This is a genomic window from Caballeronia mineralivorans PML1(12), assembly GCF_001028175.1.
GTDB classification, from domain to species: domain Bacteria; phylum Pseudomonadota; class Gammaproteobacteria; order Burkholderiales; family Burkholderiaceae; genus Caballeronia; species Caballeronia mineralivorans.
This window is the reverse complement of the sequence record NZ_AEJF01000068.1, coordinates 55364-71348: the sequence shown is the minus strand read 5'-3', so window position 1 is coordinate 71348 and position 15985 is coordinate 55364. Positions and strand designations below refer to the sequence as shown.

Here is a 15985-nt window from a genome sequence, read left to right as displayed (position 1 = left end):
CCTCAGTGCGCAGACCACATCAAGACCACTTCACGATCCGCTTTTCCAGCAGCGCGATCACGACGTAGAAGAGACCCGATAAAAGTGCGCTCATCACGATGGCCGCATACAACAACGGGGAGTCATAGTTGTACGTGGCCTGGATGATCTGAGCGCCGATACCCTGGGTCGCCCCGATCCACTCGCCCACGATGGCGCCGATCACGCACATCGAGGCAGCTATGCGCAACGCGGAAAACAGGTACGGCAGCGCGCTGAACAAGCGGAGTTTGAAATAGATCTGCGTACGCGTTGCCGACAGCATGCGCATCAGCTCCATGATTTGCGGGTTCACGGCCTCCAGCCCACGCACGGTGTTGATCAAGGTCGGGAAGAAGCACACCATCGCGGCGATCACGATTTTTGGCGCCATTCCGTTGCCCATGATCAACACTAGGATGGGTGCCTTGGCGACAACGGGGATCGCATTGATCGCGACGGCGATCGGCAAAAATAGCTGCTGGAGAATCTTGCTGTGCACGAACACGGTCGCAACAAGGATCGCAGCGAGATTGCCGAGGATGAACCCGAGCAGCGCTTCCAGTGCCGTCACGCCGAGGTTCTGCAGCAGCAAGTCGCTCTTCTGGATGATGGTTTGCATCACCAGCATCGGAGACGGCGCGATAAAGGGCTTGATGTTGAAGCCGGCAATGACGGCCCACCACGCGATCAGCAGGCCTGCGATGCCAAGCACAGGCAGCACGCGTCGCTGACGCGCGAGCCGGCGTTGCTCCTCCAGGTAGCGAGCTTCGTCGATCGCATAAGAGGCCGCGTGCGCATCCATTGGAGTCGAGTAGGCGTCCATCAGCAGGTCTCCAGCGTTCTGCGCAACCTGGCGGCAAGGGACACGAATTCGGGGCTTTCCCGTGCTTCGAGCGTGCGCTCGTAGGGAAGCGGCACTGAGACGATATCGCGCACGCGCCCGGGATTGGCGGCCAGCACGAGCACGCGCTCGCCCAGATAAGCCGCCTCATAGATACTGTGGGTCACGAACAGGATCGTCAGCTTTGTTTCCTTCCATATCCTGCGGATCTCGTCGTTCAGGCGATCTCGCACAATCTCGTCAAGCGCGCCGAAAGGCTCGTCCATCAGCAAAACCTTGGGACTCCCTATCAGGGCGCGCGCAATGGAAACCCGCTGCCGCATTCCACCGGAAAGTTCATTCGGGTAGGCGTTTTCCGACCCCCTCAGCCCGACGAGGTCCAGTAGCTCGGTGGTTCTGACGCGATGCTTGCGCGGGCTTTTGCCTGAGATTTCGAGCGGTAGCTCGATGTTCTGCAGCACGGTTCGCCACGGCATCAAGGCCGGGTCCTGGAAGACAAATGCAACGTCGCCGTTGGCGCGAGCGCGCGAAGGTTTGTCGCCGAGCACCGTAATCGAACCGCTGCTGGGCGGCAGGAGATCTGCTACAACCCGAAGGAAGGTCGACTTCCCGCACCCGGAAGGACCAAGCAGCGTCAGGAATTCGCCCTCCCGCACATCTAGCGACAGCCCGGAAATTGCCGTCACGCTGCGGCGGTTCGAGAAAAATCGAACCACGATGTCGCGACAGCTGATCGCATGTCCGTTGACAGCCATGTCGCCGGCCCCGCGCAATGCGCGTGCCGGAGATTGCGCTGCCGTCATGTCGATATTCGCGTTCATACGGCCATCCGGACCGACCGGGTCTTCTCGAGGATGGCCGTCGTCATGACTTCGCTTACAACCGGTACGTGGCCCGAAAACTGACCCAACTGGTCGAATTGCGTTATCTGCTGCCGCCAGCGATCGGTGCTCATCGTGCCCCAGCCGTTCGCCGCCGTTTCGTCGTCCAGCGCGCACTGGAGTTTGATGGCCAGCGCCGCGCGCTCGTCCTCACGGTTCAACTGCGGATAATCTTTCAGCAAGTATTCGATAGCGCGATCCGGCTGCGTTCTGCAGACATGCCATCCGCGCGCAGTCGCCCGCAGGAACCGCACAAGAAGATCCGGACGGGTCTCGAGCGTGGATTGGGTCGCGTAGTACGGCCACGCATACAGATGCACGCCAGCGTCCCATAACGTCAAATCGACTCGCTCGTCGCCCAACGCCCTCAGCGAGGAAATGTTCGAGAGCCAGCCTGTCACGGCGTCCACCCGTCCGGTCAGCAATGGCGACATGTCACCGCCAATCGGAACGATCGTCACCTGTTTTTCCGGGATCTTGTTCTTGGCTAGCAGAAGGCGCAGCAATATCACGCCGGTCGGCGCGACGCCCACGCGCTTTCCGATGAAGTCCTGGGGTGTACGCACGGGGTTCTTCTTGAGAGAAAAATAACCGTACGGGTGTCGCTGAAGACCCGCCGCGAACGATTGAATCGGAATGCCTTGAGATGTTGCCAGCATGATCGCCGGGCTGGACGAGATCTCCCCGACTTCAAACCGGCCCGAAGCCACGATCGCGAGGCCGTCGACACTCGGGCCGCCCGGCTGGATCGCCAAGCTCAGCCCTTCATCCTTGAAATACCCCATGGCCCGGGCGGTTACCTCGGCAATTTGATCGGCGCCGGCGATATAACCGAGTTGCAGATTGATGAGCCCCTCCTCCGCGCCCAACGCCTGGACCGTCGCCAGAGAGCCGGCCGCCGCTGCGCCCGCTGTCGCCAACGATCCCAGTACAAGCTTGCGTCTGCGTAAGCTGAATCGACAATCCATCAGGTCACTACCCCAAAGTGTAAGAAAACAGGTCATCCAAGCGCCATACGTTCTATTTAACGCACTGTACGCATTCTTAATTGCCCACTACAAGATCAAATTTTGCCTGCGCATGTTGCCAAAATTAGTTCACCCCTTCTACTCCCTTGAGAGCCTTTTCTGCATTGGGTGTTCTGATTTTGTGGGCACATGCATGTAAAATTTGTGCTTGCAACACAATTTTTTCTATAAAACTATCTGGCCTTGACCAACTGGTCCGGACGCCAAGCAGCGCGAATTGCCATAAGATCAATTTAATTTTCTAAACCGGGGAAAGTATGTATAACAAAAAAGCAGTTTACTTGCTTGGCGCTATAGCGGCGTTACTTATTCCACTCCCCGTACAGGCACAAAGTAGCGTAACGCTGTATGGCCGGCTCGATGCCGGAATAACATATGTATCGAATTATGCCGGAAGCAATGCTTATCGATTTGAAGATGGCATCTGGTACGGCAACCGGTGGGGATTTAAAGGAGTCGAGGATTTAGGTGGTGGCTTGAGCGCAATATTTACTCTTGAGAATGGCTTTGCGCTGGGAACCGGGAAGGCCTATCAAAATGGCGCATTGTTCGGGCGGCAATCTTTTGTTGGATTGAAGAACCAATGGGGATCATTTACTTTCGGTAATCAATACGATTTCGTATGGGATTATTTGAATTTGGGTGGATTTAACCTCGCATCGGAGGGAACGGGATATAGCAGTCACCAAGGGGATTTCGACGGGTACTCGGGGGCCGATCGGCTCAATAACGCGGTTAAGTTTTCGAGTACCGATTTTGGTGGCGCCAGATTTGGCGGTATGTATGAATTTGGTAATGTCGCGGGAAATTTTCATCAAGGTAGTGCATGGAGTGTCGGAGGCGCCTTTAAACGCAGCGCATTCAGCACTGCAATTGTTTATACGAAAATCAACAACCCGACTGGCAGACAGGGATTCGATCCCTATGCCCAGCTTGGCGTAACAACATTTTTAGGCCAAAAAGTCGCCACCATCAATCCTGCAACAGGCGTCGCTACCGACTTGTTCCCAGGCGGCATACAGGTCGACAGCAAAGGCGTTTTCGGCGCTGGCGCCCTTTACACAATCGGTAAGCTTCAGTTAAATATTCTTTACAACAATATCAACGTCAAGGGATTCGGAACCAGTTCGACCATGCAAGTTTACCAGGGCGGCACGCAATACTATTTCGCACCTGACCTCTTCGCCATTTTCGATTATCAACGCACGCGATTCGAAGAATCAAGATGGAGTCGATTTTCGACCGGCATTGATTATTTGCTTTCCAAGCGTACCTCAGTCTATGCAGGCGCAGATTATTTGCATGCGAATGCAGGTACGCGTGCCGCTATCGGCTACGCATTTTCACCGTCCACAACGAACAAGCAGGTCGATGTCCGGATCGGCATGACTCAAAGCTTCTGAACACAAGCTCGCGTTGCGCGCCTGAGCGCGTAACCAGTTTTCGTCCGGATGAGTTTATAAATCAGATGCCGAAAATAAGCGGCACTACTACCGAGAGGGCTTAAAAATAAACCTGCGGAAGGCATCATATGAGTGGTGGAACCGGATACGTCAATCGTGTCGACTTTTTTCTGAACGGAGAACCCGTCAGCATCGAAAATCCCAGTCCGGACTTTCTGCTGATCGACTTCCTGCGATCCTCCGATATCGGTCTCGCCGGCCCCAAGAAGGCATGCGGGCAAGGCGGATGCGGCTCCTGTACCGTGATCCTGTCCAGTTGGAAAGACAGTCGCGAGGAACACCGCGCCATCAACGCTTGTCTTCGGCCAGTTTGCTTGCTGAGCGGGCTCGTCGTCACGACAGTGGAAGGAACGGGAGCACCAGGCGTCTTGTCCGCACGCTACCCAATGCACGCGCCAACTTCGGGCTTCGCCCCCCTCGACTGGACGCCACCGCCAGCGGTGCAGCAAGCCGCAACGCGATCGCGCATGGCGAGGATCGCATCCCGTACGACGAAGTTAGCGGATTTTTCGTCCACGGCCGACATGCTCGACGATAGCGACGCGGATCTGCAGGCTGCCAGCAACCCGGCCGGCATCAATCCTGTCGCACAGCGGCTGGCGGCAAATAATGGCAGTCAGTGTGGCTACTGCACGGTCGGATTCGTGATGAACATGTCCGAATTCATCGTCAATAACCCGCATCCGACCAAGCAGCAGATCGAAGATATCTTCGATGGAAATATCTGCCGGTGCACGGGCTATCGTCCGATCCTGACCGGCATGAAGACCTTCGCGTGCGACTACAGCCCCGAGGACGAGAAGGACCGGATGAAGTGCCTGCTGGAGCGCGGCCAGGCTGAGCAATTGCCGGCGGCCAGCGTCACGATTCCGTTTCCGGAGGCGGCCCGGTCCGTGCCGCGGCCAGTCACTATCGGCGGGCCTCATTGCGCAGGCAAGCAGTGGTACACGGCGACCTCGTGGAACGAAGCACGCGACTATGCGTTCCAGTGCCAGGCCCAGGCGATTCCCTACCAGTTTGTTCACGGCAACACATCATTCGGCATCTACAAGGACGAATACCTCGCTTCGCGTGCTTATATCGATGTGCGCCGGGTACCGGAATTAAACCGGCCGCATAGCGTGGATGCCGAATGGCTTACGGTCGGCGCGGGCGTTACCTACAGCGACCTGATCGGCCTGCTCGACTCCGTGATAGCGCAATATGGCCAGTCCGCGGTCAGTCCTGCGGCCGCCCTGCGTTATATGGCCCGCAGGACGGCCGGCCGCATAGTCCGGAATGCCGCGACCCTGGGCGGCAATACGATGCTGGTGATGAAGCACGTCTTCGAGCGGAATCAGACATCCCCGGGATACGGCGGTGAGCCGTTCCCGTCCGACACGCTGACGGCACTGGCCGCGATCGGCGCGGAAATCACCTTTGTCATATTGCGGCCGTCTCCAATCGAGCCGCCGCCGGGCACCACCACCTACGTCATGTCTGCGCAACAGGCGATCGCATTCTTTCAAGGGCCCGGCGGGAAGACCGGCGAAGCCGCGCTTATCGTCTCCTACAGAATTCCGCTCGAAAAGGCCAATCAGATCGTCCTTTCCCAAAAGGTCGCATTAAGGGAGGTGAACTCTCACGCGATCATCAACATGACGAGCAATACGGTGTGGGCAGCGGCAGGCGGAGAACCGTCCGATAGCTATATCCAGTCGGCAAGCCTCGTATTCGGCGGGATAGCGGATGCGCCGTGGCCGGCCGGACGGACGGAAACATTCTTGAATGGTCTGGGCCGACCGCTGACTGCCGAGGATCTCGCGGAAAGCCTGACCATACTGGAGCGGGAAGTCAGACAAGAGCTCGGAAAATGGACGTCGTATCGGGCAATGCTGCCTGACGAAGGATTCTCCGACGATTACCGGGTGGCCCTGGCCTTGTCCCTGTTCTACAAGGCATTGATCAACGCGCTGGTGCACCGTGGCGTGCCCGTTGCCCCGGCTGTAGCCTCGGCAGGCGAGATCCCATGGGGTAACTGGGGTGTCAGCTCAGGACGCCAGTCGTACGCCGCGCCGCCGGTCGACCGCCATCCAGTGGGCCTGCCGTATATCAAGAATACGGCTATCTACCAGGCTCTCGGCGAAATCCACTATACGCACGAGCTGGCGGTTCCTCCACGGACGGTGCACGGCGCCTTCGTTCAAAGCCTGCGGGCATTGGCCGACTTCTATTTGTGCCTGCCGGATTCTCCGGGCACGGAAATCACGCGCGAACGGCTTAAGGCCCATCTCGCCGCAATGTTTCCCGATCAATTTGCCGATGTCCTGACCAGCGACAGTGTTCCGCCCCACGGCCTCAATTTCCAGGGAAAAGCCCTGGACCAGCCGCTGTTTGCAAAGCGCAGTGTTCATTACCCGGGCCAGACGATTGCGATGGTGATGGCACGCGACGAACAGGCGGCAAATGACATAGCGGAGTACGCGACCCGATACTGCATTGGCTATCGAACTATTGCATGGGACGGAAGCTGGCCGGCGAAGTGGAACGAGCCGGTGCTGAGTATCGAGGATGCCATCGCGAGAAACAGCATTTTCCCCGATGCGCCCCGCACAGCGAACTACGTGGCGCATATCTGGAAGATAACGCGGCCCGAAAGCAGGTTCGACTGGATTGATTCGGATCGCGAACTGCTTGATCGATGCATCGAGGTAAGCGACCTGTCCGGCGTGCCGGATCAAGCCTTTGCCAACTGTATCCGGCTCGCGAACAGCCAGCGCAACGGCGGTCAGGTCCATTTCTATATGGAAACCCAGGCTTGCCTGGTCGTACCGCAGGATGAAGGCCGGTTTATCGTCCACCCGTCTTCGCAAAGCCCGATGGAGATGCATCAAACGGCAGCGATGGCGATCGGGGTTCCCTACAATCGCCTGGATGTCCGCGTAGTACCGCTTGGTGGCGGTTTTGGCGGGAAAACAGAACAGGCGCGATTCGTAACCGGACCGGCCGTCGTGGCCGCATACCGGCTCAACCGTCCGGTACGGGTTGTACTGCCGAGAGACGTCGATACCCGGATGATCGGCAAGCGGCACGGATTCTTTGGCCAGTGCCAGATCGCCGTCGACCGCACGACTCATCAGATCAAGGGCTTCTGGACCCAGATGTGGGGAGACGGCGGTGCCTACTACGACTGTTCGTTTATCGTTTCAAACTGCATCCAGCTACGTGCCGACAACGTCTATAACGTGCCGAATTACCAGAGCCAGATAGACGTGTGCCGGACGAACACCGCACCCAGCACTGCGATGCGCGCCTTTGGCGACCTGCAGGGAAAAAACATCATCGAGAATGCGATCGACGATGCGGCTGTCGCACTCGGCATACCGTCCGAGCAACTCAGGGAAGCAAACTTTTATAACCCTGGCGACACGACGCCGTTTGGACAGGTGCTGGACGACTGCTACATCAAGCAGGTGTGGAACTGGCTGAAATCCACCTGCGCTTTCGACGACAAATCCCGTGCGGTGGAGCAGTTCAACCGCAACAACACATGGCGCAAACGCGGTATCGCGATGATCCCGGTCAAATACGGGTCTGGATATAACCTGCTGCAAATGGAGCAGGCCGCGGGAATCGCGGTGGTCAATCAAGCGGACGGAACGGTAACGATTCATCAAAGCGGCGTGGAAATGGGACAGGGTCTGATCACCCAGGTCCTGCAAGTCGCCGCTTATGTCCTCAATATCCCGATGGAGATGATCCATATCGAAAGCCCGAAGACCAGTATTACGCCAAACCCGACCAGCTCCGGCGCCTCGACCGGAACGCAATACAACTGCGAAGTAGCCAAGGCCATCTGCGAAGACCTCGCGAGCCGTCTCCGGGATTTTGGAGAGCAGTTGAGAGCCAGCAAAGGCGAACAATGGTGCAAAGACAATGGCGTCAACTACTGGGATTACAAAGAAAGCGGCTGGGCGCAAGAAGTCTTCGCGCACGGGCAAACCGCACTGATCTGGCAGAACCTGATCCACTATGCCTATGTCGCGAGGCTGAACCTGATAGCGAGTTTCACCGTACAGGTCGCCGGTGGTGAGGAGTCCGTGCCGTGGAAGACTTACAAGCCGCTGGACCAGCAACCCCGGATTCCGGGCATCGAGGTCGACGAAAGTAAGCAGCCCGGTGGCACCGTCGACTGTTTCGTCGGCTTCACCTACTCCGCCGCATGCTCGGTCGTGGAAGTGGATATCCTGACCGGCGAGGTCAAGATCATCAGTTCGGATATTGCCTACGATATGGGATGGAGCATGAATCCAGCCATCGATATCGGCCAGGTCGAGGGAGCGTTTGTGCAGGGCATCGGCTATCTGATATCTGAAGATCTTGTGTTCGAGCCGGACGGCGACGAAAAGGGCCGCCTGAACACCCTCAATACCTGGCGCTATAAAGTCCCCGCGCACGCATCCATTCCGCTGGAAATGAATGTGCACCTGTTCCCGCGAAACGACCCGTCAGTCGCGGGTGTGCCGACTACCGGAGAGCACGGGATCTACTCGTCGAAAGAGGTGGGCGAACCGCCGATGGTGCTTGCCAACAGCGTTTTCTTTGCCATCAAGGCAGCGATCCGTGCGTCGCGCGTCGAGCGCAAGCTCACGCCGCTGTTCTTCCTGAATGCGCCCGCGACGGTACAGGAGGTGCGGCGCGCGTGCGAGGTGGGGAGTGACGCGCTAGTCCTGCTTGCCTGAAAAAACCACGGGGTTCCGGTTGGGAAACGCCCGTGGTTCAAGCGCGGATCAAGCGGGTTTCAAGCGGGTTTCAAGCAGATCCGCCGATCGCTTCGATCAATGCCTCGTTCGCCACCTGAATCGGGTTGACCTTGATTTCCCCGCTATACAACGGTGGCAACTTCTTGCAGAACGCCGCTAGTGTGGCGGCGTTCATCCGCGGGCGTACGTATTGATAGGGCGACGGGTTGACCGCATCGAGCGCGCCTTCCATCGTCGAACCGTAGGCGCCCAGCTCCATGAAGCTCTGCGTCTGGCTGTCCGGGCCGATGTCGTGGCGCACCGGGTGGGAATCGTCCAGCATCGGTCCCAGGCCAAAAACGAAGGTGCAGTACTTTGGATGGGGCAGGTATTTGCGGGTGTCCTTGTTCCCATCCAACTGAAGTTGCCGGCGCAATCCGGCATACGTGCGGGTCACTTCCATGAACGCGGTCCGGATCGATGACGTGGCCTCCGACCCTGACATGCAAAGCAGCAGATTGCCATGGTGGTCGAGCAGCGCCACAGCCTGTCCCCTGCCGCCCAAGGCGATGTCGTGCTGCATCATGGCCTTCAGGTACGGCGCGAGCCCCTCGTCCGGTGTGAACGGTGCCCGTGACCGGTATTGCAGAGCCTGGGGATACTTGCGGGAAAGCGCAACGCGGATCGGATCCGACGAAGGCAGCGAGTCGATATCCCCGAGTTGATCGAACGGCAGGTCATTGTTGATCTGGTTGCGCACGGCCATCAGCGTCGCTTCGAAAATGCTTTCGCACAGTGCGACGGTACGGCCCTCGATGGTCTTCGCCGTGAAGGCCGGGACGTTGTTCTCCGGCCCCTTCGCCGGGCGGTTGTAGCACACACCGTCAACGACTTCGGGATAGCCGAATCGCTCTTTCGCCCGGCTCGCCATGCCGATCGTCAACGAAGGAAAATTGGACGTCTTGTCGTAGTTGATGCCCGAATACGTATCGTAAGCCGCGGTTAATACCTTGAATCCCGCCGTCAGGATCGCGCCCGTGCACATGCAGCAGGGGTCGAGAGAGGTGACGACGGTGACCTGGCTCGGCGGAGGAAGGCCCGGGCGATTCGAGTAATACCAGTCGATCAGCTGCCGTTCCCCATGAGCAGTGGGGTCGGACGTATAGCCGTCCTTGATCACCTGGTTCGGTATCGCGTGCAGGACGTTGCCCGCGTCGTCGACCAGCAGGCCGCCGACCGAGAAGGTCTTGGCGCAGCTAGCAAGGAGGGTTTGATCCGCGGCGATCTCCATCGCCTGCTCTACGGTTGTTACTTTTGCCATTTCGACCACCCATATGGAAATTATGATTCCGGAAACGAAAATCTCTCAATCGACGTGACTGTTGATGCGCATCCGATGTACATCCGGTAGTCACGGAAATTGAAAGTCACCCTCCTGCTCCATCAAACTCTTGTGAGAATGTGATCCACGGTCATCGACGTGATCGCGAGCATTGTCAGCGTCGGATTCTGCGAACTGATACTGGGCATGGACCCGCAACCCACGATATACAAGTTCGAATGGTCCCAGCTTTGCTGGTAATAGTTGACCACCGAGGCCTGGTGCATCGAACCCATCACATGAGTCCCGCACACATGCCCGGCGCCGTAATAGTTGAATGGCTGCTTCTCGTAGGTAAATTGCTTGGCGTTGTTCGCATCGAATTGCGTGCATTCCTGCGCGCCTACCCGTCGCATGAATTCGGTGGTGGCGAGCCGGGCCGAGACAAATCCCTTGCGCACGTAGTCAGACAGGTTGTACGTGATGAGCGGCCTGGGGATGCCCAGATTGTCAGTTTCGGTCGGCGACAGTTGCACCCGATTTGTCTGCTCGGCTTCCTGTTCGACCAGGAAGGCAATCCTGAATTGCCGTGTCAGATAACCATTCAGTGTCTTCAGCAGGTTCTTGTTGCCGAGCACCTGCGCTCCCCTGTTCAGCCCGCCCTTGTTCGTGCCATACAGAAAATCCGGGCCGATCGTATACGGCTCGCCCTTCGACCAGTTCCATCCCTCATTGCCGAGCTCCAGCCGCCAGGACGCGCGCGCGCTCCTGAACGGTCCGTCACGCAGCGATTCGATACCGCCGGTAGCAAGCGGGCCGCGATAGCTATACGCCGGCGCGTTGACAGGCATCAGCCCCCAGGCCAGATACGTGGCGTGGTCCATCAGGTTCCTTCCAACCTGGTCGCTGCTGTTCGCAACGGTCGCGCCTGTTTTCCACGGCGAGTTGAGCAAGATCCTGGCGTTTTCGATCGCGCTGGCCGCCAGCACGTACAGAGTACCGACCGCGGTGCCTTGCCCGGTCTGTCCTGACTTGGCCGGCACTGAAATATCGTCGTAGGTCAGGTAGTGCACGCCGCTGATTTTTCCGTCCTCGCCGACGGTGATCTTGTCCACCACGGCCTGATACTTGACGGTGACGAATCCGGTAGCCAGCGCCTTTCCCAGCGCGTACGCCGCGTCGTATTTCGCCTGGATCGGGCATATTGGCACGCAGTTGGTGTTGCCATGACATACCCTGCGATTGTCATAAGGCACGGAATTTCGTGCTTGCGGTGTTTTCGTAACGACCGTCTTCTGGCCTATGAAGTAATCCTCATCAGTTAATGGCTCACCATCCACACGCGCTTTTATGTACTTGTCGCTCAGCGACAGCGGGATTGCCGGCATCGGATACTGATAGTCCGGCGGAATATCGTCGCGGGCCGCGAGCTGTTCCGCGGTACTGCCGGCAACGCCCATGAACGCTTCGACTTTTGCGTAATGGGTATCAAGTTCTTCCTGCGTGATCGGCCAGTCGAGTCCATACTGGTATTTCTGCCGCAACATGAGATCGTTCTTGTTCATCCGCAGCGTCGTGCCCTGCCAGTGATTGCCGGTACCGCCCGCAAGCTTCAGATACGTACTGCCGAACGGCAAGGAATCCGGGGTGTAGGTCAGATAGGAAATCTCCGGATTGTTCCAGCCGAAGACCAGTTGCTGGATCGTCGGATGCGGCGCGTTCGTCTTTCGCGGCTGATTGTTATTGGCATCCGGCGGATACGGCGATTCCGGCGACTTGAATCCGGCAAGATAGAAAGACTCCATATAGTCTTCCCGACGCCGCGGCGTGGCCGGGCCCGCCTCCAGCATCAGCACCTTCTTTCCCTTGCTTCCCAGTTCGCAGGCCATGAAAGCACCTGCGTGACCAGTCCCTACGATTACCACGTCGTACTCAGGCATCCTCGATTCCCCATGTTTAAAGACGGCGCCGCGATTACGTCAGGCTGATTCCGTAATCGGCGAGCGACGGCGGGGCACTTGCCCAGCTACCGAAGTTGAACTGGCTAAAGCCCATCGGATGCGTTTGGGCGATGCGCCAGATCCAGCCGCTTTTGTACGCCCGGCTGGAAATGACGAAGTCCTTTTGGTAGTCGGTGGCGATCCCGGCTGCCGACGTGGGGATATTGCTTATTTCGGTTTGACCGTACCAGGTACCGTATAGCCACATCAGTGTGATCAGGCGGGAAAATGCACCATTCAGGCTGGTATTGGGCCCATTCCCGGAGGCCAGCAACGCTTGGGCGATTTGATCGGGACTACGGTGCTGCTGCTCCATCACGTCATATGCCGCGAGCAGGTTTGCAATGCTTCGCGGTCCGGCCAGCACGGTAAGGCCATAAAACACGTCTGCCATCGATATATCGTCTGGCCGGATCGCCGGGTTCAGGACGCCCGCTTCGATACCGAGCAGCGCTGATGACAAATTAACGAAGCTGGCAGGCGCCTGCTCGCGCGGCGCCGCCTCGGCAAGACTCCAGAGCGGCAGCCCTGGCGCCAGCAGCGCGCCGCCGATCGTACCCGCGGTTTTCAATACGTCTCTGCGACTGATTTTTATCATGCCTGGTCTCGTGACATTCTTGCTGTTATCCAAAATTCGCCCGACATTTTCGCCCACTCTCCTGCTCTATTTCCCGGCCGGCTCATCCGGCTTACCTGCTCCCATCACATATTCGACGACTGACGATGCATCGTGCCCGGTGAGCACCTTGCCGCCGGTGTCACCGCCCGATTTCATCCGAAGCGTGCGCAGATGGGTCTTGTCTTTGCTTTGCGCGCGGCTCAGCGAAAACACGAAATCGCTGGACGAGCCGGTTGTCATGGCCGCATCCGAGTGGCAACTTACGCAACTCGACGTCGTACGATCAGCGCCGCCCGACACGGTATGGGGTCCTGTTGAGGAGAAGGGCATGACCGCGCCGGTTGGCGGTAGGGTCTGCATCTGGTCATCGGGAGGAATCGGGTTGCTGCTGGACGTGATCTGACCGTGGAAAAACCCCGGGATATAGGTTTCCATCGTCGAGTTCGACAGGAAGGACGTGGCCGGCAAACCGTCGGGATAGGCAGGATTCGGTACAGCGGCACCCTGCTCGCCGCCCGGGGTCTTTACGTTTGTCGGGAACTGGACATCTACCAGGAAGTAGTTAGCCCAGACGCTATTCGGATAGGTCGTCTTGATCCGATTGTTGTATTGCTCGTTGACTGTCAGCGCCAGCTTGCCGGGGGCAGCCAGGCGCACGAGCTGCGTCGGCGTCTGGCCGGAGCGTTGCGGATTCCACGGCTCGGCCGGCACTGTATCGAACGCGCAGGTCGGCAGTCCGCCCGATGCCGGGCATTTAGCAGCGTCAAAAAAAGTGTACGCACGCTTCAGCAGGAAGGTGAAATCGTTGAGCCAGGGCCCGTTGTCGACATGTTCGAATGTGCTCCATACCCATTGCGGTGCCGACTTGGTCAGATGGACGATATGGAAGCCAACCAGTCCTATCGGTTTCAGCGAGCACTGCTCCTTGACCGTGGGTTCATCGGCGAACGTTCCGCCGGCCTGATCGTAGACATAGGCCTGGGTCCGGTAAAAGCTCGACTTGTTGTCCGACGCGTCCAGTATCTTCCAGGACGATTTGACAAAAATGGATCCGGTCATTGCCGGGTTGTCATTTTCGGAATATTGGCCAACCGGGAACTCGACCGTCTTCTTGTCATGGTCCGGGTTATTCACATCCATCGCAGCCTGTCCCTGGGTGAAATAGAGCTGGTGGGCAGCGATGTACTGGAACATCGATTGATTGAAGTTCAGGCCATACCTGACGTACTGCCCTTGCTTATCGATCACCGGTCCCATCCGCTCGGCCTGCACGTACTCGTCGAGCACGATCTTGTCGGTCAGCTCGATCCGCCCCGATGCATCTTTCCTGAGACAGTCTGTAGGGGTCTGGTGACCCGTGCCGAACGCAGCAGGCGCCGCAGCGCCCGGCAGGAAAATGTCCCGTGCCTCCGGCCAGGTTTGCCAGACCGCGGTGTAGTCTCCGGCGTGATAGTCCAGTCCGTGCACCTTGCTTGGCTTCGGTTCCGGTTTTCCCTGCGGGTTCGTTTCGGCCGGAAAGTTCAACGCGATGAAATCTCGCCAAGCCAACTCGGCGTAAGCCTTATATTTGGCCTCGTAAGTCGCAGCGGTAGACGGGTTGATGTCGCCGCCTGGGTTACAGCTATACGGTGCAGTCCAGCAACCTGCGGCGTTCGCCAGCTCCGGTCTGAAAATAGAAAGCAGGCCAAAGGCCAGCAGCAAAATGACGTGACGCCTCACGATCGCAAGCACTTATTTTTCTCTCCACCTCAAAGACTCGCCCAAGCTGGTCCCCGGATCCGGTCTGGACCGGATCTTCCCGAGCGAGAGACTTGAACCGGATTCAACGATGCACAATCACATCCGGAATGGCCGTACCCGACGCTATTACCACATCAATCATTGCGTTTGCCACCGTGATCGATAAAAACGCCGCACCGGCATCGAGTGAGTCGGAAAGCACGATGCCGGCACGTGCGTGTGCAGGATATCGAATAGCTGGTGAGTTAAATGCCCTCGTAAGGGGCCGACCTCTTTTCTCTGCGTACCGTGCGGTATTCATGAAAGATGGTCAGATCGATCGGCAACTTTACGTTCAAGCTAACTCGTCGATCCCCTCATTTTTTTATAGAAAGATTTGCGCCGCAAGGACAATTATTGCCAGAGGGTGCACTAAAAAATAGATCATCCCCTAGTCGCTGCTCTTGACAACCAACCATGCAAAGTGACCCAGGTGGACGAGAATTTAGCTATCTACCCCAATAGGCTATTCGTGAGATTGGACGGAAGATGATCGTCACATTTCATGATGTATCGAGTCAGAGGCCGGAGATGGCGAACCCTTCCTTCAAACGATAGGCGTCACAATGACTGCTAACCCGGCCGCCTACCTTCTTCCGGCGATTCCCCTGGTAACCCGTTTGGTGCTTTGCTTGCGATGGCGCAAGCAGATGGCTGTGCAGCTTCCCGAGGAGGCCCAGGAGCGAGACATCCAGCGGACGTTCATATTCTCGCTGGCCGGCTTTAGTTTCACAGCTGTCGCCGGTCTTGCCGTGCTCGACAGCGCTGTTCGCGTCGGCCTGCAACTCCCTACGTGGTACGTACTAGCGAGCTTCGTGTCGTTGGTTGGCGCACTTAACGTGCAGTCGTACAAGTCAAGTCGATGGCAGAACCAATTCGCGACCGCTTTGCTTGAGGTTGGGACGCTTTCTCTCATGCTTGCACTCGTCGCACTCCTGTTCAGTGCATCCTTCGGGTGCGCATTTCAGTGGATCGCAACAGCGGTCACACTTGGATCATGGTTGGCTGATCACCTGAAGAGACTTTCCCTCGACAACAAGTACCTTGCCGCTCTAACCAGGCGGAATCCGTAGAAGGAGCGTCTCATGAAGAAACCCGTGATGAAAAAAGCACCCGCCAAAAAGGCGGCAGCCAAAAGGGGGCCGGCCAGGAAGTCAGCAGCCACGAAAGCTCCAGCCAAGAAGGGGCCTGGAGGCTACACCGTTGGTGCATATCTTTTCTGCGCCGATCATCAGATGCATTATCCGAGGGGTGAGTCGTGTCCCCTCTGCACCTGAGGGATTGGCCTCCTGCCCCTTCTTTGACACGGTC

10 protein-coding genes and 1 pseudogene are annotated in these 15985 nt (G+C 57.8%); 4 read left to right on the top strand and 7 right to left on the bottom strand.

Annotation, left to right across the window (positions count from 1 at the left end; translation table 11 throughout):
* Positions 1-19: 19 nt before the first annotated feature.
* From EOS_RS09300 to EOS_RS09290, 3 genes are read right to left on the bottom strand one after another with little or no spacing between them, the layout of a single operon-like run.
* A complete protein-coding gene (locus EOS_RS09300; protein ID WP_082163278.1) occupies positions 20-844 on the bottom strand; it encodes an ABC transporter permease in 825 nt (274 codons plus the stop codon).
* A complete protein-coding gene (locus EOS_RS09295) occupies positions 844-1683 on the bottom strand; it encodes an ABC transporter ATP-binding protein (RefSeq protein ID WP_235442753.1) in 840 nt (279 codons plus the stop codon). The genes EOS_RS09300 and EOS_RS09295 overlap by 1 nt, the downstream gene beginning before the upstream one ends.
* Positions 1680-2747: an ABC transporter substrate-binding protein gene (locus EOS_RS09290; RefSeq protein ID WP_235442752.1), complete on the bottom strand. Its 1068-nt coding sequence runs from the start codon at positions 2745-2747 to the stop codon at positions 1680-1682. Before EOS_RS09290 ends, EOS_RS09295 begins: the two co-directional genes overlap by 4 nt.
* 281 nt (positions 2748-3028) lie before the next feature.
* Here EOS_RS09290 and EOS_RS09285 point away from each other — a divergent pair, with 281 nt between their 5' ends.
* Together EOS_RS09285 and EOS_RS09280 are read left to right on the top strand one after the other, a co-directional pair.
* Positions 3029-4174: a porin gene (locus EOS_RS09285; protein ID WP_053063816.1), complete on the top strand. Its 1146-nt coding sequence runs from the start codon at positions 3029-3031 to the stop codon at positions 4172-4174.
* A gap of 128 nt (positions 4175-4302) precedes the next feature.
* Positions 4303-8955 (top strand): molybdopterin cofactor-binding domain-containing protein, encoded by a 4653-nt coding sequence (locus EOS_RS09280; protein WP_047846325.1) that lies wholly within the window; start codon positions 4303-4305, stop codon positions 8953-8955.
* A gap of 70 nt (positions 8956-9025) precedes the next feature.
* On the opposite strand, the gene EOS_RS09275 is transcribed toward EOS_RS09280, so the two are convergent.
* The 4 genes from EOS_RS09275 to EOS_RS09260 all read right to left on the bottom strand — a co-directional run bounded on the left by EOS_RS09275 (position 9026) and on the right by EOS_RS09260 (position 14626).
* A complete protein-coding gene (locus EOS_RS09275; RefSeq protein WP_047846324.1) occupies positions 9026-10276 on the bottom strand; it encodes a nucleoside deaminase in 1251 nt (416 codons plus the stop codon).
* Positions 10277-10398: 122 nt separating this feature from the next.
* Positions 10399-12165 carry a GMC oxidoreductase gene (locus EOS_RS09270; protein ID WP_053063814.1) on the bottom strand — a complete coding sequence of 589 codons (1767 nt, stop codon included), beginning with the start codon at positions 12163-12165 and terminating at the stop codon, positions 10399-10401.
* An 85-nt stretch (positions 12166-12250) separates the two neighbouring features.
* Entirely contained in the window at positions 12251-12931 is a 681-nt protein-coding gene (locus EOS_RS09265; protein WP_152693101.1) for a twin-arginine translocation signal domain-containing protein, read from the bottom strand.
* Positions 12932-12940: 9 nt separating this feature from the next.
* Entirely contained in the window at positions 12941-14626 is a 1686-nt protein-coding gene (locus tag EOS_RS09260; protein ID WP_047846321.1) for a hypothetical protein, read from the bottom strand.
* Positions 14627-15240: 614 nt separating this feature from the next.
* Between EOS_RS09260 and EOS_RS09255 the strand changes: the two genes are divergently transcribed.
* Positions 15241-15747, top strand: a complete 507-nt coding sequence (locus EOS_RS09255; protein WP_047846320.1) for a hypothetical protein — start codon at positions 15241-15243, stop codon at positions 15745-15747.
* Positions 15748-15858 (top strand): annotated as a pseudogene (locus tag EOS_RS49180) (histone); the annotation flags it as partial.
* Positions 15859-15985 lie beyond the last annotated feature (127 nt).

What these genes read in the sequence shown, in the direction of transcription:
- EOS_RS09300 (WP_082163278.1), bottom strand. Translation starts at nt 844, where the DNA reads ATGGACGCCTACTCGACTCCAATGGATGCGCACGCGGCCTCTTATGCG.
- EOS_RS09295 (WP_235442753.1), bottom strand. Translation starts at nt 1,683, where the DNA reads ATGAACGCGAATATCGACATGACGGCAGCGCAATCTCCGGCACGCGCA.
- EOS_RS09290 (WP_235442752.1), bottom strand. Translation starts at nt 2,747, where the DNA reads ATGACCTGTTTTCTTACACTTTGGGGTAGTGACCTGATGGATTGTCGA.
- EOS_RS09285 (WP_053063816.1), top strand. Translation starts at nt 3,029, where the DNA reads ATGTATAACAAAAAAGCAGTTTACTTGCTTGGCGCTATAGCGGCGTTA.
- EOS_RS09280 (WP_047846325.1), top strand. Translation starts at nt 4,303, where the DNA reads ATGAGTGGTGGAACCGGATACGTCAATCGTGTCGACTTTTTTCTGAAC.
- EOS_RS09275 (WP_047846324.1), bottom strand. Translation starts at nt 10,276, where the DNA reads ATGGCAAAAGTAACAACCGTAGAGCAGGCGATGGAGATCGCCGCGGAT.
- EOS_RS09270 (WP_053063814.1), bottom strand. Translation starts at nt 12,165, where the DNA reads ATGGCCTGCGAACTGGGAAGCAAGGGAAAGAAGGTGCTGATGCTGGAG.
- EOS_RS09255 (WP_047846320.1), top strand. Translation starts at nt 15,241, where the DNA reads ATGACTGCTAACCCGGCCGCCTACCTTCTTCCGGCGATTCCCCTGGTA.